This window comes from Streptomyces sp. 142MFCol3.1 (genome assembly GCF_000424945.1).
GTDB lineage: Bacteria > Actinomycetota > Actinomycetes > Streptomycetales > Streptomycetaceae > Streptomyces > Streptomyces siamensis.
The window spans coordinates 261,357-286,507 of sequence record NZ_AUKV01000011.1 but is presented as its reverse complement, the minus strand read 5'-3'; the positions used below and the strand labels follow the sequence as shown (position 1 = coordinate 286,507).

Here is a 25,151-nt window from a genome sequence, read left to right as displayed (position 1 = left end):
CCGGTTCGTTCACGCCGCCACCTCCTCGCCCCCGCGGGCGCCGCCGGCCGTGCCCACCGGGACCACCGGGAACACGGCTCCGCCCCTGCGCGCCCGGACGCTCCCGAGTACGTACCCTCCGGCCGCGGTGAGAACCCCGGCGACGATCGCGCCCGCGCGGCCCGCGCCGCCCGGCCGGGCCAGTGCCGCGTCGCGCAGCCCGCGCAGGACGCCGGCGGGCAGCACCCTGGTCGTGTAGCGGCGTTCCGATTCGAGTCCCTTGCCGGCGCCGACACTTCGCGCGACGAGCGCCTTCGACAGGCCTTCGGCGTACGCGCGCGTGCGGAAGTAGCGGAAGTGCTCGCGCACCTCGGGCACCCGGTGGTGGATGACCGCTCGGTCGTCGATCAGCAGGACCGCGTCGGGCCGGGCGCGGGTGAGCCGGATGCACAGCTCGGTCTCCTCGCAGCCCAGCGGGCGGCTGTCGCCGTCCCGGCCGATGCCGGTGGCGAATCCGCCCGCCGCGTCGAACGCCGTTCGACGGAACGAGGCGTTGCCGCCCAGGACATTGCGGACGCGCACCCGGCCCGGCGGCAGCCCCTTGTAGGTGCAGCCGACCACCCAGTCGAACTCCTCCGGGAACCAGACCGGTCGGCGGCCCGACGCCCAGATCGGCATCGTACGGCCGCCGACGGCCATGACCCGCGGGTCCGCGTACCCCTCGGCGAAGTGCCGCAGCCAGTCCCGCTCGGCCACCGCGTCGTCGTCGAGGAAGGCGATGATCTCGCCGCGCGAGGCGGCGATCCCGGTGTTGCGGCCCGCGGACAGACCGCGGGGGCCCGAGTTGACGAGCACCCGCACCGGGTCGGTCTCCTTGTACTCCCTGGTCAGCCGTTCCAGGAGTGTGGCGTTGTGGTCCACGACGAGGAGTGTCTCCAGGGCGGGCAGCGACTGCGCCCGCACCGAGGAGACCGCCGCGAGGATGTCCTCCCAGCGGTCCTCGGTGTAGACGCAGATCACCACGGAGATGTCCGGCTCGCTCAAGACATCTCTCCCTGGCCCGAGTCGAGCTGGGAGGCGTGCGGCGTGCGGCGCAGCGCGCGCCGGTTGGAACGCTCCTTGAGGATCACCCTGAGCACCCGGAACCCGTCGCGCACGGCGCGCAGATTGCTCTTGCCGTGGATGCGGAGGTACTCGTGGCTGGGAATCTCCTGCACCTTGAGACCGGCCTTGACCACCCGGATGTTCATCAGGGTCTCGACCTCGAAGCCGGTGCAGTCCAGCTCGATCTTGTCGAGGCAGTGCCGCCAGAACGCGTTGTAGCCGTAGCAGAGGTCGGTGTAACGGGCGCCGAACTTGGCGTTGACGGTCGCGCACAGGACTCTGTTGCCGAGCTTGCGGATCGGCGTCATGTCGGAGGTGCCGCCGCCGTTGGCGAAGCGCGAGCCCTTGGCGAAGTCGGCTCCGGACACCAGCGCGGACACGTACGACACGATCTCCTGACCGTCCGCCGAGCCGTCCGCGTCGACCATCACGATGATGTCGCCGCTGCACGCCTCGAATCCGGTGATCAGGGCGTCGCCCTTGCCCTTTCCGCGCTGCTCGACGACCTTGACGTCGGGCCACAGGTCACGGGCCACTTCGACTGTGTCGTCGGTGGAATTGCCGTCGACAAGAACGACTTCGTGTATCCAGTCGGGAAGCGTCTTGAAGACGTACGGGAGATTCTCGGCCTCATTCATGGCGGGAATGACGACACTCACCGGAGGCGCAATGGCCAGGTGAGAGGAGATCGGCCGGTACTTGCGCGCCATTGACGGATCTTGGCCCGAAAAGGCGGGCCGCAGGACTGAGCTCATGAGTCTGGTCCCTCTCGTCCGGTGGACCGCCCGCCCCTGTGGGCGGTCCGGCTCTTTGTCCGGTTCGAAAGGGGGGTTCTCACTTGAGCATGACGAAATGGATCTCCGTGCACGCCGCGTGAGCTTGCAAAGCTGGCCGGCCCCGGAATCGGGAACCGGTCGCGCGGCACGACTCGGCACACGTCTGGCCACCGAGTACGGCACCCCCCAACCGCGCCCCGCGCCGGGAACCATCGCGGTCCTCGAGCCCTCCCCTGGAGCCGCTGATGATGGACCGATGCGGGTGAGATGTATGACGGTATTGACGATTGAGCCTGTATGGCAAGACCTGGAACGAGGCCTCACGTTTTTGTTGGTTTGGCCGTTACCTAACAACTCGAACGGATTTTCCTCATCCGTTTGCGTATTTCGTGATCAGTTCAGGTGGCCCCTCCGTCCGCCGTTCGACGGCGCAGCCGACGCGCGAGGACCAGCAGCAGGATGAGTGAACTGAGCGCGGTCACCGCCGCGATTCCGCCGCGGACCGACCAGCGGTGCACGGCCAGCATTCCCTGGGCCACCAGCATGTTGAGGGCGACCGCGCCGGCCAGGGAGGCCACCGCGCGCCCGAGCGGCTCCAGTCCGCGCAGCGCGGCCGCGATGGCCACGGACGGTGCCGCGAGCAGGAAGAACAGCGTGAACGGGCCGCGCAGCGGTGAGTCCACGTCGGCGAGTGCGAGGATCGCGCCGAGGCCGCCGATCACGGTGGCCGCGCCCGCGAGCAACGGCAGCAGGTCCCTCCCCGGATGCTGCCGTGGCCCCTCTGTTTCACCTGATGAAGGTGGCTTGATGCGTATGGTCTGCATTGGCGACTTTGCCCCCTGAAGCGCCGGATGCCGGGCTTCAATGTCGCGCAGCGGGCGGGGGGTCGTCAAGGTGCGGAAGGCGCCCATGGCTGTTCTTGGGGTCCTTTGAGCATGCGTTGCCCGAAGGCGCTGTCCCTCGACGGGCAACGGCCTTGCGGATCAAGGGAGTTGCCGATCGGAAGGGGCCCGCTCCATCTCGTTCGTGACGATCTCCGGAAGCCCGGTCCGACGTTCGGGGTCGTTCCCTTGCCGGTGACGGTCTCGCCCGTCCGGACGCCCTGACGTCATCTGACGCAGGGGCATGAGCGCGCCGTCAGGGCAACGAACAGGCCGGTGAACAAGTTCGGGCAACAACGGTAAGAGTCGAAAATTCTTGGCATGGACACTTCCAGTCAACACGCGTAGCTGCTACCAAAGTTGTGGCAGAGATCCTGCTAAAGGGAGGTTCCATGAGACGTTCCCGAATTACGGCATACGTGACCTCGCTCCTCCTCGCCGCCGGTTTCGCCCTCACCGGGGCTGCGACGGCGCAGGCGTCCTCGACCGCCGCGGCCACCGGATACGTGGCACTTGGCGACAGCTACTCCTCCGGTGTCGGCGCGGGCAGTTACATCAGCTCCAGCGGCGACTGCAAGCGCAGCACGAAGGCCTACCCCTACCTCTGGGCAGCCGCCAATTCACCCTCGTCGTTCGACTTCACCGCCTGCTCCGGAGCCCGAACGGGTGATGTCACGGCGAATCAGCTGGGCCCGCTCAGCGCCTCCACGGGCCTGGTCACCATCAGCATCGGCGGCAACGACGCAGGCTTCTCCGACGTCATGACGACATGTGTGCTCCAGTCGGAGAGCTCCTGCCTCTCGCGGATCGCCACCGCGAAGGCGTACGTCGACTCGACGCTCCCCGGCAATCTCGACACCGTCTACTCGGCGATCAGCGCGAAGGCCCCGGCCGCCCACGTGGTCGTCCTGGGCTATCCCCGCTTCTACAAGCTCAACGGCAGCTGCATCACCGGACTTTCGGAGACCGAACGGGCCGCGATCAACGGCGCGGCCGACTACCTGGACAGCGCGATCGCGAAGCGTGCCGCCGACCACGGCTTCACCTTCGGCGACGTCAGGGGCACCTTCACCGGGCACGAGATCTGCTCCGGCGCCGCCTGGCTGCACAGCTTGAACTGGCTGAACATCGGCGAGTCGTACCACCCGACCGCGTCCGGTCATTCCGGCGGCTACCTGCCGGTCCTCACCTCGACGGCCTGACCCTCAGGGCGACACGGAGGCGGAGACCCCGTCCGTCGGGGTCTCCGTCGCACAGGTGATGGTGAACGCGACCGAGTTCGACGTCACCCGGACCGGTGCCCGGACCTCCACGCCGATCTCGTTCCGGAACGTCCCGCTCGTGTCGTACGTCGTCGCGACGACCGTCTTCTGCCGGGTCTTGCCGCCTCCCGCGGGGAACGACAGCGTCTTCCAGCCGGGGTCCGTCACCTCGCCCGACTTCGTCACCCAGCGGTACTCGACGTCCACCGGGACACGGCCCACCGTGAACGTCGCCGTGAACGAGGGCGCCCCGTCCCCGGGCGGCGGGCAGGCGCCCACATAGTCGGTGTGCTCACCCGTGACCGTCACCTGCACGGACTGCGCGGGCGGAGTGGTCGTCGCGTGGCCCCCGCCGGGAGCGCTCGTCGAGGGACTCGGACCCGTCGAGGCGGTGCTGCCGCTCTCGCTGTGCGTCCCACCCGCGCCGGAGCTCCCGCCGCCGTTGCCCGGAGCACCGCTGCTGCTGCCACCACTGCCCTGGTCGCCGCCCCCGCCGTCCCGGTTCAGCAGCGCGTACGTCAGCCCGCCGAGGGCCAGCGCCAGCGCGACCAGGCCCGCGACCAGGACCACGGCCGCGCGGCGGTTGCGGTCCGGTTCGCGCGTCGCGGCCGTCGTGGGCGCGGTGCCCGACAAGGGTCCGGCGGGGCCCCGGGGCCCGGGTGGACCTTGGGGAGCGGGGCCGAACGTGCCGAGCGTCGGCGCGTCGGAGCCCGTCGGCCCCGGAGGTGTGACGGGCCGTGTGTTCCGGCGGGTGGTCGGCGCCGCGCCGCCCGCCGCGACGACGCGCAGGTCGTGCTCGGCCTGGTCCGCGTTCGTCCGCTCGGCCGGGTCCTTGGCCAGCAGGCCCTCGATGACGGGACCGAGGGAACCCGCCCGCCGCGGCGCCGGCAACGGCTCGTCGACGATCGCCCGCAGTGTGCTCAGCGGAGTGTTCTGCCGGAACGGGGAATTGCCCTCGACCGCCGCGTACAGCAGGACGCCGAGCGACCACAGATCGGACTCCGGGCCCGGCGTGCGGCCCAGCGCCCGCTCAGGAGCGAGGAATTCGGGGGAGCCGATGACCTCACCGGTCATCGTCAGCGCCGAGCTGCCCTCGACCATCGCGATCCCGAAGTCCGTGAGGACGATCCGCCCGTCGTTCGCCATCAGGACGTTGCCGGGCTTGACGTCGCGGTGCAGGACCCCCGCCTCGTGCGCGGCGCGCAGCGCGGCGAGCACCTCGGCGCCGATGTGCGCGGCGCGTGCCGGGGCCAACGGGCCCTCCGCGTCCAGCAGATCGGAGAGGGCGAGGCCGCGGACCAGCTCCATGACGATCCACGGGCGGCCGTCCTCGGTGGCCACGTCGTACACCGTCACCACATTGCGGTGCGAGATGCGTGCGGCGGCCCAGGCCTCCCGCTCCAGCCGGGCGTACATCCGCTCGACCTCGGAGTCCAAGAGCCCGGCCGGGGCACGGACCTCCTTCACCGCCACCTCGCGCTGCAGCACCTCGTCGCGGGCGCGCCACACCGTGCCCATGCCGCCCTCGCCCAAGGGCGACAGCAGACGGTAGCGCCCCGCGATCACACGTTCACTGCCCGGGCCTTCGGACACGTGGGCCCCCTCTTCGCATCCGCGCGATTTCTCCACAAAAGTAGCTCAGCCGAGTACGGATGCGGCCCCCCTGAACACCAATCCAGCCCCAAGCGCTACGACGACGAGCGCCGATCCCAGGGGCGCGGCCCTGCGCACGAGAGCCGCGGTGCGGCCCGCCGCCCATCGCGGACGCCGTGCGAGGACCCGGCTCATCCCGCCGCCGAGCCTGACGACGGCGAACCCGGCCGCCGTGAGCGTCAGCGCGAGCCCGGCGCCGTAGGCGAGGACCAGGAGGAACCCGAACCACGCCTTGCCCAGCGCGGCGGCACCGACCAGCACCACGACCGCGGACGGGCTGGGCACGAGGCCGCCGGCGAAGCCGAGCAGGATCGAGCCGCGCAGGGTGGGCGCGATCTCGTGCGTGTGGGTGAAGCCGCCGTGGGTGTGTTCGAGGGTGCGGGAGCGGGGGGTGCCGGGGGAGTGGGGGTGCCCGTGTGCGTGGTCGTGGTCGTCGGTGTGAGGTCGCTTGTGGGCGCTGTCGACGGTGCGTTCGCGTGTGTCGGACGTGTCCGAGGTGTCGGCCGTGCTCGGCGCAGCGGCGGTGCTGGTGGCGGTGGGCGCGGCGGAGTGGGCCAGGACCAGGGGCCGTTGGCGGTGCGGGGTGCGCTCGGGGGCGCGGGTCCCACCGGATCCGTGGCTGTGGTCGTGGTCGTGGTCGTGATGGTGGTCGTGGTCGTGCCCGTGCGGTCGGTCGTGGTCCGGGTCGTGTCCCGTAGAGAGCTCGTGGGCGTGCCCGTGTCCGTGGGGGTGCCCGTGCGCGCCCGCGTGCGTGTGGTCGTGCGCATGCCCGTCGCCGTGAGCGTCGTCGTGGGAGTGACCGTGAGAGTGGGAGTGGGAGTGGTCGTGGGGGTCTGCGGGGCCGTGCGACCGGTTCCGCAAGGCGCGTCGTACGAGGGTGGCGCCGGCCGCCGTGACCAGGACCCCGCTCGCCACGCCCAGCCACGCGATCACGGTCGGCGCCGCGGCGGAGCCGGCCGTGACCAGCAGGCCGAGCGCGACCACGCCCATCGTGTGGGTGACCGTCACCGAGGCGGCGAGCGGCAGGACGTCCTTGAGCCGGGCCCGGCCCCCGCGGGCTGCCGCCGTGGCGGCCATCAGCGTCTTGCCATGACCGGGCGCGAGCGCGTGCATCGCGCCCAGCGCGACGGCGACGACGAGGGCCAGCGCGGCGAAACCGAAGGTGAGGTCGTGGCGCGCCACCAGGCCGTCGAGTGCCTCGGTCCACCGGTCGGCGCCGCGCGGCAGCACCGACGCGGCGGGCGCGTTCCGCCGTTCCTCCGTGAGCGCCGGCCCGCCGGGGCTGATCCGCAGGGTGGCGGTGGCGGTGTCGGCGGGCGAGGAGAGCAGCGCCTTGGGGTATTCCGTCAGCTTCTCGGACACCGACTTGCTCGGTACGTCCGACGCGGTGAGCGTCATCCGGTCGCCGCGCGCCGTGATCTCGCGCCAGCCGGGCCCCCGGTCGCTCCCCGCGCTGCGGAAGCGCAGGGACACGGCGTCCGCCTCGGGCAGCGGCGCCGTCAGCCGGCACTCCACACGCAGGGTGTCGAGCCCGGCCTGTCCGGGCCGTACGCGCGCGTGGCTCTCGCCGACCGCGAGGGGCACGTCGCGCCCGCCGACCGAGAGTTCGCTGCCGTGCGCGGCCGACGCGCACCGCTCGCGCGCCCAGCCGGTCATCCCCAGCTCGTCGATCCGCGGCCGGGCCTGCGTGGCCGGGATCTCGGCCAGGTCCTCGACGTGGTCGATCCGCAACTGCCCCTGGGCGGCGACGAGTCCGTCGTACCGGTTGACGGTGAAGTTCCCGAGCGGGTGGGCGCTCGCCCGGCCGGCCGGGACGACCGCGAGCGCGCAGGCCGCGGTGAAGGCGGCGGCGCAGGAGGCGAGCAGTCGGCGGGGCCTCACTTCGCGGCCTCCAATGCCGTACGGGCCTCGCGGGCGCCGAGCGGGGAGAAGCCCGGGTTCAGGCCGAGGGCGGCCTTCAGCGACGCCCGTGCCTCCTTCTCGTGGCCGGTGGCGCGCTCGATCATGCCGCGGTGGTAGAGGAAGGACGCGTTGCGGTAGCCGGTGGCGGTGGCCTCGCGGGCGTAGGGCAGCGCCTGCGCGTCGCGTCCGTCGACGTGCAGCGCCCAGGCCATCGCGTCCGCGGTGTGCACGGTGTGGCGGCGGGCCCATTCGGCGCGCGCCGCCTTCAGCGCGGCGGCGTGGTCCCCGTGGTCGGCGGCGGCCAGGGCCGTGTCCAGGTCGGCGTCGACGCCGTTGGCGCGGGCCAGCGAGACCCAGGCCTTTACCAGGGAGTACTGGTCGTGGGCCTTCCGGGCGTCTCCCGCAGCGCCGCGTGCCTCATACAACTCGCCCAGTTCCACCAGGGGTTGGGGGAGCGGGTAGCGCTCGACGACTTGTTCCATGCCGCGGATCGCCGCCGCTTCGTCGCCCTGGGCGGCCTGGGCGCGGGCGCGGCCTTCGAGAGCCGGCAGATAGCTGTCGTCGGCGCTCAGCGCTCGTGCGTAGTAGGTGAGTGCGCTGTCGTAGTCGCCCTGGCTCCAGGCGAGTTGACCGAGCGCGGTGGCGACGTAGGAGACGTCGCCGCGGGTGGTCGCCGAGTCGAGGGCCTGGCGCAGGACCCGGCGGGCCGTCCTGGTGTCGCCGCGCAGCTCGTGGACGTAGGCGTACCGCGTGAAGACGGGGACGCCCGGTCGCCGCTTGTCGGCCAGGTCGGCGGCCTTCGACGCGTCGTCGTAGCGCCCTAGTTCGACGAGGGCGTCGATACGGGAGGAGAGGGCGCGCTCGCTGTAAGGGTTCTGCTTCAGGGCCTTGTCCGCGTACTTCAGGGCGCCGGTGAAGTCGTGCCGTGCCGCCGCGAGGGCCGCGCGGCCGGCGAGCGCGGGATCGTTGTCGGGGCGCAGCCGCAGGGAACGGTCGAGCGCCTTCTGGGCCTGCGGATAGCGGGAGGGGTCGCCCTTGGTGCGGGCCTGCTCCACGTAGGCGAGCCCGAGCGTCGCCCAGCCGCCGAAGTCCTTCGGCTGAGTCTTGAGGTGGGCCTGGAGGGAGCTGATGCTCGTGTCGAGGTCGCCGCCGGCGAGCAGTTGCGGCGAGACGGCGCGGGGCACGGTGGCGACGGTGCGACCGCCGCTGTCCCGGGCCGCCCCCAGCACGATCGCCCCGGCCGTCATGGCGACTGCCAATGCGCCTGAGCAGAAGGCGAGTTGGGCGGCGCGTCGGCGACGTCCGGAGACGGACAGCCGGCGCACGGCGGCGACACGCTCGTCGTCGTGCGCGGAGCCCTGCCGGCGCGCGCCGCTCGCGGTGCCCTCGACGGGCACGCCTCCCGCGGCGTCGTCCTCGCCCCCCGCGGGGTCCCCACCATGCCCGGCACCCGCGCTGCCTTCGGCGTGCCCGGCGCAGGCCGCACGTCCGGCGTGCCCGTCGCCCGCGCCGCCTTCGGCGTGAGCGCCGTCCGTGCCGTCTTCGGTGTGCCCGGCACCCGTGCCGCCTTCGGCGTGACCACCGTCCGCAGTCTCGACATCCTGCCCGGCGCCCACGAGATCCTGCCCGGCGCCCGCGAGGCCTTCTCCGTCCCCGGCGGACACGGCGGCCGGTGTGCTCTCGTCGGCCCGCGCGGCCCCGGCGGCCCGTGCGGCCCGTGCGGCCCCGGCGGACGTGACGGGCACGCCGTCCGTCTCGGGCACAGCGTCCGTCTCGGGCGCGGCGACCGACGGCTCGGGCACGCCGTCCGTCTCGGGCACAGCGTCCGTCTCGGGCGCGGCGACCGACGGCTCGCCGCGTTCGCTCTCCGGCGCGCTCTCGTTCGTACGCGGGGACATGCCCTCTCCTCAAGGTCCGGTGCGAAACACCTGTGCGGGAACGGTCGTTGCCGAGCTGATGACGGCGCGGCCCGCGCCGTGGGGGACGGTGGCGTGCGGGCCGCGCCTGTCGGTGGACCGGGTCAGTAGGCCCGGTTGTGCATCCGCCGGCGCCACCACAGGAACCCGGTGGTGATCAGCAGGAACCCGGCGGCGCCGGCCGCGGCGGAGGCCGCGATCAGCGTGGTGTCGGTGCCGCCGCCGGTCGCACCCGCGGGCTCCAGCGCGTCGCCCAGCTGGCTGCGCACGTCGGTCCCGCTGGTCGTGCCCTTGGCGAGCGCGCCGCGCGAGCCCGAGGTCGGCTCGGCCACGTACGGGAAGTACTTCTCGAACTTCTTGTCGTTCTTGTCGACCGCGTCGCCCAAGTCGCTCTTGGAGCCGACCAGTTCACCCTCGACGACCTGGAGCGAGGCGTCGATCACGTCGTCGGAGAGTCGGCGTCCGTTCGGGAAGCCCGCGTTGTCGCCGTCGAGCACACCGAGCCGCTTGGGGTGCATCGTCGGCTTGATCGAGGTGTTGAGCCGCAGTTCCTCGGCCGGGCGGACGTTCGGCGGCTGGTTGAGGCCCTTCACGCCCTTCAGGAAGACGTCGACCAGGTCGTTGCGGGGCTCGGCGGGCGCCTTGATCTTGTAGATCGCCTCGATGAGCTTCGGCAGCTCGGGGTTGGTCACGTTCTTCAGGAACTGGCCGTCGTTCCACGGCGCGGACGCGTTGAACTTGTCCTTGTCCTTCTGCGGGTTGACGACCTCGTTGACCAGCGGCATGCCGAGCCGGGAGACCTGGGCCCAGTCGCCGTGCGCGTCCTTGCGCTGGGTGGTGGACCAGATGCCGACGACCGGCTGGCCCGCCGACTCGCGGATCATGTCGTTCGGCACCTGGAGGGCTATGGAGTTGACGTTGTAGCCCTTCAGCGTGTCCCGACCGACCTCGCTCAGGTTGCCGCCGTAGAGCAGGTCGAAGACGCGCAGGTCCAGGAAGAAGGGGTCGTCCGCCTGGCCCGCGAAGGTCGTCGAACCGCCCGCGAGCTTGTGCACGGCCTGGTAGCGGAGCTTGCCGTAGTCCGGCATCGAGGCCTTGCCGACGTTGGACGGCGCCACCGGGACGTCGTCGGCCACCTTGGTCCGCGACATCAGCTTCTGGTCGTGCAGCCGCAGCAGGTCGATGTCGTACGTCTGCGTGATGTTCAGGTCGGGGTCGTCGAGACTGGTGACCGGACCCGTGTTGTAGAGGAAGGTGTCGCCGTTCTTGCGGTGCGTCTTGAAGGTGTAGCGGTAGACCAGCTCGCCTTGCGCGTCACCGTTGTTGTCGATGTGGAGGTCGTACTGGGCGTCGTCGGCGAACGTGTAGAAGTTCGGTCCGCCGGCGGGTTCCTCGAAGGGGATCCAGTTCGCCACGATGGTGGTCGTGTCGGGCTTGTCCGGGCTCACGAACGCGTACACGTCCGTGTTGTCGTACTGGGGTTGCCCCGAGATCAGCGGAGCCTCCCGGTGGCTGGAGGCGGATGCCGCCCCCGGTTCCAGCGCGGTCATGCCGGCGGCTGCGAGCCCCCCGGCGGCCAGCGCACCACAGATGAGGGTCGCAAGACTCCTGCGTCCCGCGCCACTCCTGGAGATAGGTGTCATGCCGTCCGTCCTCACGTCCCAATTGCCTGACGCACGCCATTCGGAGCGGTCGCCGGGGTGGATTGGTCGAATCCCAAACGTCTTTACGGCGGCTCGCGCGGCTCGTTTCACCGGGCGCTCGTTTCTTCGGCTCCGGACCCGCGTTTTCGGTCCGCTGATCCGTAACCCATCCAGAGACACGCTCGCTGCGAACACGTAGGGGAGAGGACGGGCCGTGTGCGGCCGGAGAGGGGGACGGGTGGAGGCGGACGAACTTCTGGTGCTCGTGGCCGGAGGTGACCAGAAGGCATTCGAGGAGCTCTACGGACTGGTGTCCGGTCCGGTGTTCGGACTCGTGCGCCGCGTGGTGCGGGACCCCGCGCAGACGGAGGAGGTGGCTCAGGAGGTGCTGCTCGAACTCTGGCGTTCCGCCACGCGGTTCGACCCGGGGCGTGGCAGTGCGCTGTCCTGGATCCTCACCCTCGCGCACCGCCGGGCCGTCGACCGGGTGCGCAGCGCCCGCGCGGCCACCGAACGCGAGCAGCGGGAGGGGCGGCGCGCGCACCACCCGGCCTTCGACCAGGTCGCCGAGGAGGTCGAGGCCGGGCTGGAGCGCGAGTGGGTGCGCCGCTGCCTCGACCGTCTGACCTCGCTGCAACGCCAGTCGGTGACCCTCGCCTACTACGACGGCTACACGTACCGTGAAGTCGCCGAACGGCTCTCGCTGCCGCTGGGCACCGTCAAGACCCGCATGCGGGACGGTCTGGCGCGGCTGCGTGAGTGCCTGGGAGGTGCGGCATGAGCTTCCTCGACCGGCTGATGCGCCGCGATCTGCACTCCCTGGCCGCCCCGTACGCGCTCGACGCCCTCGAACCCGAGGAGCGGCGCCGTTTCGAACGCCATCTGCGGGGCTGTGTGCGCTGCTCCGCCGAGGTGCGCGCGCTGACCGAGGACGCCGTACGGCTGGCCTGGTCGACGGCGGCACCGGCGCCGGCCGCGCTGCGCGAACGGGTGCTGGCCGCCGTGCGCACCACACCCCAGGAACCCGCCCCACAGCCGTCCCGAGCCCGCCCGGCGCAGTCGCCCTCGCGTGCCCGCGACGACCGGCAGCCCACGCGCGCGCGTGCACCACGCCTGCGGCCCCTGATGGCGCCGCTCGCCACCGCCACGGCGGCGGCGGCACTCGTCGTCGCCTCCCTCTTCGCCGTGCAGGCCACACAGACCCGGGACGAACTCGACCAAGAGCGTGCGCAGGCACGTGAGATCGCCCACGTTCTGGCGGCGCCCGACGCGCGTGCGACCAGTGAACGCGACGCGCAGGGGCGAGGAATCGGAGTGGTCGCCTCCGCGTCCGAGCGGCGCGCCGTCGTGACAGTGAGCGGACTGGGCACTCCCTCGGGAGGGCGCGTGCATCAGCTGTGGCTCATGCGCCCGGGCGAGAATCCGCTTTCCCTCGGCCTCTTCGACGGCGACACGCCCTTGGTCGCCGACGATCTCAGTACCCGCGCGACGTCACTCGCTGTGACGGTAGAGCCTCACGGAGGGTCAGCACGGCCCACCACGCAGCCGGTTGTCCAACTCGCCCTGGAATCGGTTGGATTCGGAGAGTAATCGTCAACCCCCTTATGGGGAAGGTGAATCCTGCGCCCGCGATACACGAGTGCCATGAGGGGGCGATAGGGTTAGCCTGCCCGGGCCGGGTGGACTCGTACGGGTGGGGAGTGACATGGAACAGATAACAGTGCGCAGCAGGGCCCGTGTCCCTGCGATCACCTGCGGGAGCAGCGCGACCAGTTCGCGTCTCGACCGCCATCTCGCGGTACTGGGCGGCCCTGCCGTCCCGCAGCGTGAGACGGCCGAGGCGACGTCGCTGATGCGTGAGCTCACCGCGCGTGACACCGCGCACGACAGCAACGGCAGGGTCGCGCGTGTGCGGCGGGTCTCGCTCTTCGCACCGCTGAGGCGGCTGCGCCGTTCGCTGTTCGGCGGCCACTGACGGCCGCCGGCACCGGCGTTCCCCGACCCGTGCCCCGGCGGCCCCACCGCCCGGCGCAGTGCTGCCCTTCCACGTCCGTCATCCCCACGGCAGGCAGCCGCTCCCCGGTGGGTCACGACACCGGGGCACGGGTCACCACCCCCGTCGAGTCACCGGACTCAGCGGGCCACCCCCTCCCGCAGCAGCTCCGCGACCTCCGCGTCCGCCATCCCCAACGCCCGCAGCACCGGCCCGGTGTGCTCGCCGAGTCGGGGTACGGACCCCATCCGCGCCTCCTCCCCACCCGGCAGCGTGATCGGCGGCAGCAGCGCCCGCAGCGGTCCCACCGGTGAGTCCACCTCGCGCCACCGGTCCCTGGCGGCCAGCTGCGGATGCTCCGCTACCTCCCGCACGTCTCTGAGTCGCGCGCACGCGATACCCGCGCTCTCCAGCCGGGTCACCGCCTCGTCCGTGTCCAGCACCTCCAGCGCTTTCGCCACCAGCGCGTCCGTACGCTCCCGGTTGTCGACGCGCGCCGCGTTCGTCGCGTACGCCGGGTCGTCCGCCAGTTCCGGCCGCTCCAGCACCTGGTGGGCCAGACGCCGCCACTCCCGGTCGTTCTGCACCGACAGCAGCACCCGTCCGCCGTCCGCCGTCGGATAGGCGTCGTAGGGCGCGATGACGGCGTGTGCCAGACCCGTGCGCGCCGGGGGTGTTCCTCCGTGCATCGCGTGATGCAGGGGATGCCCCATCCACTCCGTCAGGGCGTCCAGCATCGACACCTCCACCGGGCCACCGCGACCGGTCGTGCCGCGCCGCACCAGTGCCGCGAGCACTCCCGAGAACGCGTACATGGCCGCCGCGATGTCCGCCGCGGGGATCCCCGCCTTGGCCGGCTGCTCGGGCGTGCCCGTCACCGACACGAGCCCCGCCTCGCACTGCACGAGCATGTCGTACGCGCGCTTGCCGGCGTACGGTCCGGACGCCCCGTATCCCGAGATGTCCACGGCGATCAGCCGCGGGTGCCGAGCGCTCAGGGTGGCCGCGTCCAGGCCCAGCCGCGCCGCCGCCCCCTGAGCGAGGTTCTGCACGAACACGTCCGCGTCCGCGACGAGCCGGTGCACGACGTCGAGCCCGCGCGGGTCCTTCAGATCGAGGGCGACGGACTCCTTGCCCCGGTTGCACCACACGAAGTGCGAGGCGAGCCCCGACGCCGCGGTGTCGTAGCCGCGGGCGAAGTCCCCGCCGTCGACGCGTTCGACCTTGATGACCCGCGCGCCGAGATCGGCCAGCTGACGGGTCGCGAAGGGGGCGGCGACGGCCTGCTCGACGGTGACGACGGTGATGCCCTCCAGGGGCGGCGGCTGGGACTTCGGGTGTGCCTGCATGCCGTGGATCATGGCCTGCACCTCACACCTTTGTCATGCATGGATGTTGACGGCGCAACTTTCCGGGGCCCAGGGTGGCCGATCGTCCGGACGATTCACCGGCTGCCGCACCCCAGGGCGGCGCTCCCGGACGGCTGCGTAGGGCCCACGCATGAGCACCCAGGGCCCGAACGGCACCACACGGCGCGGGGACCGGATGCGGGCGTTCGGTACGCCGGTCACCGTCCGCCCGTCGCGTACCGGCGGACGGCGGCCGGCAGGAACACGGCGACGATGACGGCGCACCAGGCCAGCGAACCGGCTACCGGATGCGTCACAGGCCAGGCGCCGTCGGCCGGGGCGGGGGCGTTGCCGAACAGGTCCCGCAGCGCGGTGGTCACCGCACTGATGGGATTCCACTCGGCGAGCGCGCGCAGCCAGCCCGGCAGGTTGTCCGTGGGGATGTAGGCGTTCGACAGCAGGGGCAGGACGAAGGTGGCCCCGCCCAGCTGGCCCGTGGCCTCCTCGCTCCGCGACAGCAGGCCCAGCAGGATGCCGATCCATGTGGTCGCGAACCGGAAGAGCAGCAGCAGCCCGACGCCGCAGGCCGCTTCGGGGGCCGACCCCTCGATCCGCCAGCCCACGGCGAGCCCCACCAGCATCAGCCCAACCGTGCCGGCGGCGGTGACGACCACGTCCGCGGTCGCCTGCCCGAGCGGCACTGCGGCCCGGCTCATCGGCAGCGTACGGAAGCGGTCCATGACGCCGCGGTGCGAGTCCTGGGCGGCCTGGAACATACCCGTCATGATCCCGTTGGCGGCGGTGGCCACCATCAGTCCCGGCACGAGGAAGGCGCGGTACTCCTGGCCGGGTGTGGCGAGCGCGCTGCCGAAGACATAGCCGAAGAAGAGCAGCATCGTGATCGGCATGGTCTGGGTGAGGATCAGCAGACCCGGATTGTGCCGGATGCGCCGCAGTTGTCGGCCGAGCATCGCGCCGCCGTCGTACGCCAATGTGCTCATGTCGCGGGCTCCTTCGCGTGCGCCGGGGTGCCGGTCCGCTCTCCGGTCAGTCGGAGGAAGACGTCGTCCAGGGTCGGCGGGCGCAGGCTCGCGTCCAGCAGCGGGACCCCCGCGGCGTCGAGTTCGCGCACCAGGCGCGGCAGTGTCAGCGTCGGGTCGGTGGTGACGGCGCCCACCGTGCTTCGCTCGCGGTCGAACGACGGCTCACTGCCCGTGAGCCGGTCCAGCACTCCGGCCGCCCCGGTCAGCGCGTCCGCGTGGGCCACGACCACCTCGGCGTACGAGCCGATCAGCGCCTTGAGTCCGGCGGGCGATCCGGTGTGGGCGACCCGGCCCCGGTCGACGAGCGCGATGTCGTCGGCCAGCCGGTCGGCCTCCTCCAGGTACTGCGTGGTCAGCAGCACGGTCGTGCCGTCGTCCTTCAGGGCGCGCACGGCCTCCCGGATCTGGTTCCGGCTCGCGGGGTCGAGCCCGGTGGTGGGCTCGTCCAGGAACAGCACCTCGGGGCGGCGGACCAGGCTCGCGGCCAGGTCGAGCCGGCGCCGCATGCCGCCCGAGTAGGTGGAGGCCGGCCGGTCGGCGGCCTCGGTCAGCCCGAAGCGTGCGAGGAGTTCGGCGGCACGCGCCCCGGAGTCCCGCATCCGGTGCAGCCGCGCGAAGAGCCGCAGGTTCTCCCGTCCGGTCAGATCGCCGTCGACCGACGCGTACTGCCCGGTGACCCCGATGGCGCGGCGGACGGCGCCGGCCTCCCGCACGAGGTCGTGGCCCGCGACACGCGCGGAACCCGCGTCGGGCCGCAGCAGTGTGGTGAGCACGCGTACGGCCGTGGTCTTGCCCGCGCCGTTCGGCCCGAGTACTCCGCAGACCGTGCCCCGCGCCACGGCCAGGTCCAGCCCGCGCAGCGCCCGAACGTCCCCGAACCGTTTCTCCAGACCCTCACTAAGTACAGCGTACGTAGTAGTCATGAGGGCACCATAGCGCACTGCGTACGGTGTACGTAACTAGGATGGTCGCGAGGTGATCGACCAATGGCAGGGCGCAACGCCGTACCCGAAGTGATCTGGGCCCGTCCGGAGCGTGCGGGCCGCGGCCCGCGGCCGGCCCGCAGCCGCGCGGACATCGCGGCGGCGGCCGTGCGGATCGCGGACGCGGAGGGACTCGACGCGGTCTCGATGCGGCACGTGGCGGCCGAACTGGGCTGCGGCACGATGTCGCTCTACAACTACGTGCCGCGCAAGGAGGACCTGTACGAGCTGATGGTCGACGCCATCAGCGGCGAGCACGAGATCCCAGAACCCTCCGGCGACTGGCGCGCCGACATGACGACGGTCGCGCACCAGACCCGCGCCCTCATGCACCGCCATCCCTGGATGCCGCGCCTGATGTCCCCGGTGTACGGCTTCAGCCCCAACGCCCTGCGCTACCTGGAGCACTGTCTGGCCTGTCTCGACCCGCTCGACATGCCCTACGGCACCAAGATGGAACTGATCGCGATGCTCAACGGCGTCGTGACGACGTACGTGGGCAACGAACTCGCCACCGCCGAACGCGCCAGGACCCTGCCGTGGTCCGAGGAGCAGGAGAACGCGATGCGGATCTCCTACCTCGTCGGGCAGGTGTCGACCGGTGCCTACCCCCGGATGGCCGCGGCCGTCATGCAGGACGCGGGCCCGATCGACCTGGAGGCGGTCTTCGAAAGGGCGTTGAGCCGGGTGCTCGACGCCTTCGACCCCGCGCGGGCGGGGTGACTCCCGCGCGGGCCGGGTGACTCCCGCGCGGGCCGGGTGACTCCCGCGCGGGCCGCGTGTCCGGTGCGCCCGCTCGGGGCGGACCCCGCGGCGGCCGCGCGCCCGGTGCGCTAGATCAGGGCGAACTGGCCTTCCGGGCCTTCTTCGTGGTGGTCGAGGACGGAGGCGGGCCTGCGGGCCGCGTCCGGCACCGGAAGGACGCCCGCCGTGCGCAGCCCGCCCGCGGTGACGGGCGCCCGGACGGTCAGGTCCCGCTGTTGCGGCCGGAGTTCGGTCAGGAGGGTGAGCACCGTGACGAGTTCCAGCAGCTCGGACGTCCAGGCCTGCGGCCAGCCGGCGGGCCGCACCGCTTCGAGGGTGCCCGGCTCCGCCACCGCCGTCCTGGCCGCGAACCACTGCTCCAGCACGCGGACTCCGCCCGACTCGAAGTCCCAGGCCTGCGGGGGCACCGGAGAGATCCGGCCCTCGTCCAGCAGCAGGGCCTCCTCGTCACGGTCGTAGCGCAGCGCGACGGGGTGGGCGGGCAACGGGGCGCGCACATAAGGGCGACGGCCGCCGGGGAGTTTGGGGCGCTCTCCGTCGCGGCGCATCAGCCACAGCAGCCGACGGCCCAACTCGACTCCGGACGCCCACTCCTGGGGGTCCGCGGTGAGCGGGACCACCGGTCCGTCCAGGCCGGACCGCGCGACGGCCACCGTCCAGGCGAGGAAGTCCATGGGCTCGGGGGAGTGGCCCAGCCGGGTGCCGAGATGGTCCAGCAGGCCGGGCGCCAGGTTCGGTTCCAGGCCGCCGGGCCTCCGGTACAGCGGGCGGACGCGACCGGAGCGGGGCGCCGGCGTCCGGCCCGGGACCGCCTTCGCGGGCGGTGGGACGACCGGCGGCGCCGACGAGACGAGCAGCACGGGCCCGGCCGGGTCGGACCCGGCGGGCTGCTCGACCGCGAACACCTGCCGTGCGTCGGCCACCCGCCACAACTCGGGCCGTGCCGCGTCGATCAGCCGGTGGTCCGGGATCAGCCACTGCTCGTCGAAGGGGCCGTGCACCACGCGCACCGGCTCCGGGCACGGACCCGACTCGCGGGCCAGCCGGCCCGTCCCGGTCGACTGCCCCGGCAGCTGGCCCACGGCCGACCGCGTCGTGCGCGAGCGCGTCGGCCCGAACAGCGCCTCGCGGTCCGGGCCTTCCGCCTTCAGCAGGGCGTCCCACCGCGCCTTCAGGGACGCCGCGTCGGGGGCCGTCGGCCACCCCCGGCCCAGCCTCGGCGGTGCGACGGACCACGGCATGAGGTCCGCGAGCAGCGGGGCGTCGTCGTGCGTCACGCCCGGCATCGTACGACGTGGCCGCCGGCCGCCGCCTTCGTGCGGCATGCGTCAGTGGGCGTCGAGGGTGACGGTGAAGGAGAACCGGTCACCGCGGTAGTGGATGCGGGCCACGTCCAGGGCACGGCCGTCCTCGCCGTGCACGATGCCCGTGTAGTGCAGGATGGGGCTCAGTAGCGGCACCTGGAGCAGCCGCGCCGTCTCCGGGTCCGCGAGTCGCGCCTCCACCGTGTCGGTGATCCGGCTGATGCGCACCCCCACGACGTCCCGGAGCACCTTGGTCATGGGCCAGCGCACCAGATCCTCCGGGTCGATCAGCGCGGCCAGCTCGGGACGCACGTAGTTGCGCGCGTGGTTCGTCGGCTCGCCCGTCTTCTCGTCGCTGCGCAGCCGGTGGTACGTGCCCACCTCGGCCAGATCCGGGAAGTACTCGGCGAGTTCGGCGGACACCGGCACCGGTCCGTGGTCGAGCAGCCGCGTCGTCATGCCCGACTGCTGCGCCACGATCGCGTCCACCGAGCCGAGCAGCCGCACCGGTGCGCCCCGCTGAGCGCTCGGCTCGATGAACGTGCCCCGCCGGCGATGGCGGGTGATGAGACCCTCGTCCTCCAGCTCCTTGAGCGCCTGCCGCATGGTCAGCACGCTCACGCCGTAGTGGCCCGCCAGCTGCTCCTCGGTGGGCAGGCGCAGCGGGTCCTGGGGCGAGCGGCCGAGTATCGACGCGCGCAGGGACTGCGACACCTGATACCAGAGCGGCAGCTTGCGGTTCAGGACGATCGAGTCCGGGGCGAAGGAGGTCACGAGGGTATCCGTACCGGTCGCGGGCGTCGAATGCAACGGGTGGTGAATCTCAGTCCGTCGGACGGAAGTGCCGCTGGAGGCCCCGCCACGCGTCGTCGTAGGCCTGTTGCAGGTGCTCCGCCCGCGCCGCCTGTGCCGTCGCGGTCACCGGCCAGCGGGTCTCGAACATGAACGCCAGCCCGTCGTCGATCTTGTGCGGACGCAGCTCCGCGGCGGTCGCCCGGTCGAAGGTCTCCCGGTCGGGACCGTGCGCCGACATCATGTTGTGCAGCGAACCACCACCCGGCACGAAGCCCTCCGCCTTCGCGTCGTACGCGCCCTCGATGAGCCCCATGTACTCGCTCATCACGTTCCGGTGGAAGTACGGCGGCCGGAAGGTGTCCTCGCCGACCAGCCAGCGCGGCGCGAAGACGACGAAGTCGACCCCGGCCAGACCCGGGGTGTCCGAGGGGGAGGTCAGCACGGTGAAGATCGACGGGTCCGGGTGGTCGTAGCTGATGGTGCCGATCACATTGAAACGGCGCAGGTCGTAGACGTACGGCAGGTGGTTGCCGTGCCAGGCGACCACGTCGAGCGGCGAGTGGTCGTACGTCGCGGTCCACAGGTTGCCGCAGAACTTGTTCACCACCTCGACCGGGCCCTCGACGTCCTCGTAGGCGGCGACCGGCGCGAAGAAGTCGCGTGCGTTGGCCAGGCCGTTGGCACCGATCGGGCCCAGGTCGGGCAGCTGGAAAGGAGCCCCGTAGTTCTCGCACACATAGCCGCGGGCCGCCGGGCTCGCCCCGCCGTCGGGCGCGGTGTCCAGCAGTTCCACGCGGAAGCGCACGCCGCGGGGGATCAGCGCGACATGGCCCGGCTCCGCGTGCAGCAGCCCGAACTCGGTGTGCAGCAGCAGCCCGCCGCGCTCGGGCACGATCAGCAGCTCGCCGTCGGCGTCGCTGAACACCCGCTCCATCGAGGAGTTGGCGTGATACAGGTGCACCGCCATGCCGGTGCGCTGTGTCGCGTCGCCGTTGCCGCCGAGCGTCCACAGGCCCGCGAGGAAGTCGGTGCCCTCGGCGGGTTCCGGCAGCGGGTTCCAGCGCAGGCGGTTCGGGTCGGGCGCGGTCTCCGTGAAGGGGGCCGTGCGCAGCGCTCCGTTGTCCGTGCGGGTGAACGCCGGGTGCGCGGCCGACGGCCGGATCCGGTACAGCCAGGAGCGCCGGTTGTGCGCCCTGGGCTCGGTGAACGCCGTACCGCTCAACTGCTCCGCGTACAGCCCGAGCGGCGCCCGCTGCGGCGAGTTGCGGCCGTGCGGCAGGGCCCCGGGCACCGCCTCCGAGCTGTGTTCGTTGCCGAAACCGGAGAGGTAGGTCAGCCCCTCGGCCCTTTTCCTGGCGTCCCCGCTCATGATCGCTCCCTTGCGCCTGATTCCTATGCATCACCGTAGGATTCGCGGATTCCGTGCGCAAGAGGTCCACTCCGGCCAACCTCCGTCGGCCGGCCCCGGTCCGGTCGGCGCACCGACGTAGTCCTCAGGGGCCGCTGAGCCGTGCGAGAACCCGACTCCAGGGGGATCCGGCTGTCGGACCCGTGTTCTACGCTCCAGGCATGTCGAGGACGCGCGGACTGCTTGCCGCGCTCGCGGTCTGCGCTCTGCTGGGCGGGCCGTCGGGCTGCGGCTCCGGAGACGCGCACGAGCGGGAGGACGGACCGTCGGTCTCGCCCGTGGGCAAGGTGCTGGACGAGACGGACGAAGAGGGCCGGAACTACCGCGAGGTGGACAAGGAGGGGGCGCCGTATGTCGCGATCGAGGTCCAGCCGGACTCCGACGACGGCTGGGACGTGACCCTGAAGGTCCGCAACTTCCGTTTCTCGCCCGCCGGTACGCGCCCCGTCCCGGCGGCCCGGCGCGGCATCGCCCACCTCTATGTCGACGGCCGGACCATCGCCCGGCTCCGCGGCGCCGAGTACCACCTCGCCGGGCGGCTCGTCCCGCGCGGCACCCATCACGTCACCGCGCGTCTGTACGCCGACGACGGCACCGTGTGGGCCGTCCGCGGCAAGCCCGTCGAGAGCACCGCCGACCTCACGGCCTCGGAATCGGGGGCGCCGGGCGACGCGGGGGCCACGCCGACCGGCCGGTCCACGGACACGGCCACCGGCGGGTCGCTGTCCGCGCCCGGGCCCGGGTCCGCCTCGGCGACCGGATCCACGCCCGCTGCCGGGGCCGCGCGCGCCTACGGGGCCGTGACCGCCGACAGCTCCCCGTACGCATACGGGTTCACCGGGGCGGGCTGGATCCCGCGCGGCGCACGTCTCACGTCCGCCGCATGAGTCCCGCGCGCCGTCGTACCCGGCTCCGCCGAGAAGATGAGTGCCCACCGCATCGAGGGCCGTACTGATACGGGAGGTTCACCGGATCCCGGCGGAAAGGCATCATGAAGCCCGTGCCCCATGCGACCTCGCTGCGCAGAGCGCCCGTACAGCGGCGCAGCGCCGAACGACTGACCAGAATCCTCGACGCCTGCGCCGACCTCCTCGACGAGGTCGGCTACGACGGCCTGAGCACCCGGGCCGTGGCCCAGCGGGCCGGCGTGCCCATCGGCTCCGTCTACCGCTTCTTCGGCAACAAGCGCGCCATGGCCGACGCCCTCGCCCAGCGCAATCTGGAGCGCTACACCGAGCGCGTGACGGCGCGCCTGGCGGCGGCCGAGGGCGACGGCTGGCGTACGGCCATGGACGCCGTGCTCGACGAGTACCTGGCCATGAAGCGCACCGCGCCCGGCTTCACCCTCGTCGACTTCGGCAACCAGATCCCCGTCGGCTCCCGCTACTCCGAGCCCAACACCCGTGTCGCCGACCGTCTCACCGACCTGCTCTCCGGCTACCTCGGACGCACCCCTGACGAAGATCTGCGCCGCACCTTCCTGATCGCGGTCGAGACGGCCGACACCCTGGTGCACCTCGCCTTCCGGGTCTTTCCGGACGGGGACGAGCGGATCATCGAGGAGACCCGGGAGCTGCTGCGCGCGTACCTGGCCAGGGTCCTCGACTGAACCGCACGAGCGTGGGCGGGCGCCCACCCGCGCTCGGGGAGGCACGCGCGGGCGTCGGCCGTGTGGATCCGGCAAGGCGCGTGGACGTCGCCCGTGCGGGCATGCGGGCGTGCGGTACGGCGCGCGGGCGGTCCGGCATCTTGCCGACGGTCCTGTGGCGCGACGGTCCTGTGCCGGGCGGGCGTGCGACGTAGGAGGGCGTACGGCCTACGGGCCCGTGACCGCTCGGCCGGGGTCGCGCGGGTGGGCGTACGACGTCCGTGCGGGGCGGCGTACGTAAGGCGTGCGGGGTCCGCGGTCGTGCCGAACGGCCGGTGAATTTCCGACCGGGTCCCCGGCAGCCCTCCCCTCCATGCATACCGGTCGGTATGCTCAGGCCCCAGTTCGTGTGCCACCGACGCCACAGCCCTCCGGGAGGACCCGTGTCCCGCACCTCCGGCACCACTTCCGACGCCCGCACCGCCCTGCGGATCTGCCCCCTGTGCGAGGCCACCTGCGGGCTGACCCTCACCGTCGAGGGGAGCCGCGTCACCAGTGCCCGCGGTGACCGCGACGACGTGTTCAGCAAGGGATTCATCTGCCCCAAGGGCGCCTCCTTCGGCGCGGTCGACGGCGACCCGGACCGGCTGCGCACGCCCCTCGTCCGCAAGGACGGCGAGCTGCGCGAGGCCACCTGGGAGGAGGCCTTCGACGCCGTGGCCGCGGGGCTGCGCCCCGTCGCCGAGCGGCACGGCCCGAACGCGGTCGGCATCGTCCTCGGCAATCCCAACGTGCACACCATGGCCGGCGCCCTCTACCCGCCCGTGCTGCTCGCCGCCCTGCGCACCCGCAGCCTGTTCACCGCCTCCACGGTCGACCAGATGCCCAAGCACGTCTCCAGCGGGCTCCTGTTCGGCGACGCCAACGCGATCCCCGTGCCCGACCTGGACCACACGGACCACCTGCTCCTCATAGGGGCCAACCCGCTGGAATCCAACGGGAGCCTGTGCACCGCGCCCGACTTCCCCGGCAGACTCAAGGCGCTCAAGGCCCGCGGCGGCACCCTCACGGTGATCGACCCGCGCCGCACCCGTACCGCACGGCTCGCCGACCGGCACATCGCGATCCGGCCCGGCACCGACGCGCTGCTGCTCGCGGCGATGACACAGGTCCTCTTCGAGGAGGACCTCGTCGACCTGGGAGACCTCGCGCCGCACGTCCGGGACGTCGCCGAACTGCGCGCCGAGCTGGCCGGCTTCGACCCGGAGGCGGTCGCCGGAGCCTGCGACGTGGACGCGGACACCATCCGGGCCCTGGCCCGCGAACTCGCCGCGGCCCCGAGAGCCGCCGTGTACGCGCGCATCGGCAGCTGCACCGTCCCGCACGGCACGCTCGCCAGCTGGCTCGTGGACGTCCTCAACATCCTCACCGGAAACCTCGACCGCCCCGGCGGCGCCCTCTTCCCGCAGGCCGCCACCGACAAGTCGCCCCGGCCCGCGGGCCCCGGCCGCGGCTTCGCGCTCGGCCGCTGGCACTCGCGCGTGCGCCGGCATCCCGAGGCGAAGGGCGAACTGCCGCTCTCCGCACTCGCCGAGGAGATCGACACCGCCACCGCCGAGGGCGAGCCGGTCCGCGCGCTCGTCGTCGTGGCCGCCAACCCCGTGCTCTCGGCCCCCGACGGCGCGCGGCTCGACAAGGCCCTGGACTCGCTGGACTTCATGGTCAGCGTCGACCCGTACCTGAACGAGACCTCGCGCCACGCCCACGTCGTCCTGCCCCCGCCGCCGCCCTCCCAGAGCCCGCACCACGACTTCGCCTTCAACACCCTCGCCGTACGCAACCAGGTCCGCTACACCCGCCCCGCCGTCCCCCTGGAGCCCGGCCGGATGGCCGAGTCGGAGATCCTGGCCCGGCTGATCCTTGCCGCCACCGGCATGCACGGCGCGGATCCGTCCGCCGTCGACACGATGGTGATCGACCAGACCCTCGGCAAGGCGGTCCGCGAGGAGCACTCGCCCGTGCACGGCCGGGACCCGCGCGAACTCGCCGCACAACTCACCGGGGACACCGGCCCCGAGCGGCGGCTCGACATGATGCTGCGCCTCGGCCCCTACGGCGACGGCTTCGGCGTACGGCCCGACGGGCTGACCCTGCAACAGCTGCTCGCGCACCCGCACGGCATCGACCTCGGCCCGCTGGAACCGCGCCTGCCGCAGCCGCTGAAGACCAGGAGCGGCAAGGTCGAGCTGCTGCCGCAGCCCCTCGCGGACGATCTGCCTCGCCTGCGGGAGGCGCTGGCACAGCGCCCCGACGGGCTCGTCCTGATCGGCCGCCGCCACCTGCGCTCCAACAACAGCTGGATGCACAACGTGCCCGCACTCACCGGCGGAACCAACCGCTGCACCCTGCACATCCACCCCGAGGACGCGGAACGCCTCGGCGTGCGCGACGGAGCGGACGTACGGGTGAAGGGCGCCGGGGGAGAGGTGGTCGCCCCGGCCGAGGTCACCGACGGCGTCAGGCCGGGCGTGGTGAGCCTGCCGCACGGCTGGGGCCACGACCGCCCCGGCACCCGCACGCGGCATGCCTCCGCCGCCCCCGGAGTCAACGTCAACCAGCTCCTCGACGGCAGCCTGCTCGACCCGCTGTCGGGCAACGCGGTCCTCAACGGAGTACCGGTCGAGCTCACCGCAACGTTGTGACCTGGAGTTTTGCGCTTATTGCTCGCGTGTCAACGTCTTGTTAACGCCGTTTGACGGGACCTAACGTCGTCGCACCGCCTGCCCGGTGGGATGTTCAAGGGCGAA

Annotated in this window: 21 protein-coding genes; 8 read left to right on the top strand and 13 right to left on the bottom strand. The window is 72.3% G+C overall.

The window, feature by feature from the left end; translation table 11 throughout:
* Positions 1–9: 9 nt before the first annotated feature.
* The 3 genes from H305_RS0118650 to H305_RS0118640 all read right to left on the bottom strand — a co-directional run bounded on the left by H305_RS0118650 (position 10) and on the right by H305_RS0118640 (position 2,683).
* Entirely contained in the window at positions 10–1,023 is a 1,014-nt protein-coding gene (locus H305_RS0118650; RefSeq protein ID WP_028801713.1) for a glycosyltransferase, read from the bottom strand.
* Positions 1,020–1,838 (bottom strand): glycosyltransferase family 2 protein, encoded by an 819-nt coding sequence (locus tag H305_RS0118645; RefSeq protein WP_028801712.1) that lies wholly within the window; start codon positions 1,836–1,838, stop codon positions 1,020–1,022. The genes H305_RS0118650 and H305_RS0118645 overlap by 4 nt, the downstream gene beginning before the upstream one ends.
* A gap of 419 nt (positions 1,839–2,257) precedes the next feature.
* On the bottom strand, positions 2,258–2,683 hold the full coding sequence (locus H305_RS0118640) for a hypothetical protein (RefSeq protein ID WP_037764471.1): 426 nt from the start codon (positions 2,681–2,683) through the stop codon (positions 2,258–2,260).
* Positions 2,684–3,132: 449 nt separating this feature from the next.
* Here H305_RS0118640 and H305_RS0118635 point away from each other — a divergent pair, with 449 nt between their 5' ends.
* Complete coding sequence (locus H305_RS0118635; protein ID WP_028801710.1) at positions 3,133–3,942, top strand: SGNH/GDSL hydrolase family protein; 810 nt, start codon at positions 3,133–3,135, stop codon at positions 3,940–3,942.
* A gap of 3 nt (positions 3,943–3,945) precedes the next feature.
* Here H305_RS0118635 and H305_RS0118630 read toward each other — a convergent pair whose 3' ends face one another.
* The 4 genes from H305_RS0118630 to H305_RS0118615 all read right to left on the bottom strand — a co-directional run bounded on the left by H305_RS0118630 (position 3,946) and on the right by H305_RS0118615 (position 11,116).
* Positions 3,946–5,595 (bottom strand): serine/threonine-protein kinase, encoded by a 1,650-nt coding sequence (locus tag H305_RS0118630; RefSeq protein WP_028801709.1) that lies wholly within the window; start codon positions 5,593–5,595, stop codon positions 3,946–3,948.
* A 45-nt stretch (positions 5,596–5,640) separates the two neighbouring features.
* Positions 5,641–7,536 carry a nickel transporter gene (locus H305_RS0118625; RefSeq protein WP_028801708.1) on the bottom strand — a complete coding sequence of 632 codons (1,896 nt, stop codon included), beginning with the start codon at positions 7,534–7,536 and terminating at the stop codon, positions 5,641–5,643.
* On the bottom strand, positions 7,533–9,455 hold the full coding sequence (locus H305_RS0118620) for a tetratricopeptide repeat protein (RefSeq protein ID WP_028801707.1): 1,923 nt from the start codon (positions 9,453–9,455) through the stop codon (positions 7,533–7,535). The genes H305_RS0118625 and H305_RS0118620 overlap by 4 nt, the downstream gene beginning before the upstream one ends.
* A 122-nt stretch (positions 9,456–9,577) precedes the next feature.
* A complete protein-coding gene (locus H305_RS0118615; protein WP_028801706.1) occupies positions 9,578–11,116 on the bottom strand; it encodes a DUF4331 domain-containing protein in 1,539 nt (512 codons plus the stop codon).
* A gap of 238 nt (positions 11,117–11,354) precedes the next feature.
* Between H305_RS0118615 and H305_RS0118610 the strand changes: the two genes are divergently transcribed.
* From H305_RS0118610 to H305_RS0118600, 3 genes are all read left to right on the top strand, one after another.
* On the top strand, positions 11,355–11,897 hold the full coding sequence (locus H305_RS0118610; RefSeq protein WP_028801705.1) for a sigma-70 family RNA polymerase sigma factor: 543 nt from the start codon (positions 11,355–11,357) through the stop codon (positions 11,895–11,897).
* Positions 11,894–12,706, top strand: a complete 813-nt coding sequence (locus H305_RS0118605; protein ID WP_028801704.1) for an anti-sigma factor — start codon at positions 11,894–11,896, stop codon at positions 12,704–12,706. The genes H305_RS0118610 and H305_RS0118605 overlap by 4 nt, the downstream gene beginning before the upstream one ends.
* A 115-nt stretch (positions 12,707–12,821) precedes the next feature.
* Positions 12,822–13,091, top strand: a complete 270-nt coding sequence (locus tag H305_RS0118600) for a hypothetical protein (RefSeq protein ID WP_028801703.1) — start codon at positions 12,822–12,824, stop codon at positions 13,089–13,091.
* A gap of 158 nt (positions 13,092–13,249) precedes the next feature.
* On the opposite strand, the gene H305_RS0118595 is transcribed toward H305_RS0118600, so the two are convergent.
* From H305_RS0118595 to H305_RS0118585, 3 genes are all read right to left on the bottom strand, one after another.
* The gene (locus tag H305_RS0118595) at positions 13,250–14,470 is read right to left on the bottom strand and encodes a CaiB/BaiF CoA transferase family protein (RefSeq protein ID WP_051370724.1); all 1,221 of its coding nucleotides are present in this window, start codon (positions 14,468–14,470) and stop codon (positions 13,250–13,252) included.
* Positions 14,471–14,676: 206 nt separating this feature from the next.
* Complete coding sequence (locus H305_RS0118590; RefSeq protein WP_028801701.1) at positions 14,677–15,459, bottom strand: ABC transporter permease; 783 nt, start codon at positions 15,457–15,459, stop codon at positions 14,677–14,679.
* Positions 15,456–16,424 carry a daunorubicin resistance protein DrrA family ABC transporter ATP-binding protein gene (locus H305_RS0118585; protein ID WP_028801700.1) on the bottom strand — a complete coding sequence of 323 codons (969 nt, stop codon included), beginning with the start codon at positions 16,422–16,424 and terminating at the stop codon, positions 15,456–15,458. Before H305_RS0118585 ends, H305_RS0118590 begins: the two co-directional genes overlap by 4 nt.
* 63 nt (positions 16,425–16,487) lie before the next feature.
* Here H305_RS0118585 and H305_RS0118580 point away from each other — a divergent pair, with 63 nt between their 5' ends.
* Entirely contained in the window at positions 16,488–17,207 is a 720-nt protein-coding gene (locus tag H305_RS0118580) for a TetR/AcrR family transcriptional regulator (protein ID WP_028801699.1), read from the top strand.
* 110 nt (positions 17,208–17,317) lie between these two features.
* Here the strand turns inward: H305_RS0118580 and H305_RS0118575 are convergent, their stop codons facing one another.
* From H305_RS0118575 to hmgA, 3 genes are read right to left on the bottom strand one after another with little or no spacing between them, the layout of a single operon-like run.
* Complete coding sequence (locus H305_RS0118575; protein ID WP_028801698.1) at positions 17,318–18,535, bottom strand: type ISP restriction/modification enzyme; 1,218 nt, start codon at positions 18,533–18,535, stop codon at positions 17,318–17,320.
* 42 nt (positions 18,536–18,577) lie between these two features.
* Positions 18,578–19,327 carry a GntR family transcriptional regulator gene (locus tag H305_RS0118570; RefSeq protein WP_028801697.1) on the bottom strand — a complete coding sequence of 250 codons (750 nt, stop codon included), beginning with the start codon at positions 19,325–19,327 and terminating at the stop codon, positions 18,578–18,580.
* A gap of 49 nt (positions 19,328–19,376) precedes the next feature.
* Positions 19,377–20,717: a homogentisate 1,2-dioxygenase gene (hmgA, locus tag H305_RS0118565; protein WP_028801696.1), complete on the bottom strand. Its 1,341-nt coding sequence runs from the start codon at positions 20,715–20,717 to the stop codon at positions 19,377–19,379.
* A gap of 200 nt (positions 20,718–20,917) precedes the next feature.
* Here hmgA and H305_RS46380 point away from each other — a divergent pair, with 200 nt between their 5' ends.
* The 3 genes from H305_RS46380 (at position 20,918) to H305_RS0118550 (ending at position 25,046) form a co-directional block, all read left to right on the top strand.
* Positions 20,918–21,643: a nuclear transport factor 2 family protein gene (locus H305_RS46380; RefSeq protein WP_234020946.1), complete on the top strand. Its 726-nt coding sequence runs from the start codon at positions 20,918–20,920 to the stop codon at positions 21,641–21,643.
* A gap of 104 nt (positions 21,644–21,747) precedes the next feature.
* Entirely contained in the window at positions 21,748–22,365 is a 618-nt protein-coding gene (locus tag H305_RS0118555; RefSeq protein ID WP_028801695.1) for a TetR/AcrR family transcriptional regulator, read from the top strand.
* A 422-nt stretch (positions 22,366–22,787) separates the two neighbouring features.
* Positions 22,788–25,046, top strand: a complete 2,259-nt coding sequence (locus tag H305_RS0118550) for a molybdopterin oxidoreductase family protein (RefSeq protein ID WP_028801694.1) — start codon at positions 22,788–22,790, stop codon at positions 25,044–25,046.
* The last annotated feature ends 105 nt before the right edge of the window (positions 25,047–25,151 follow it).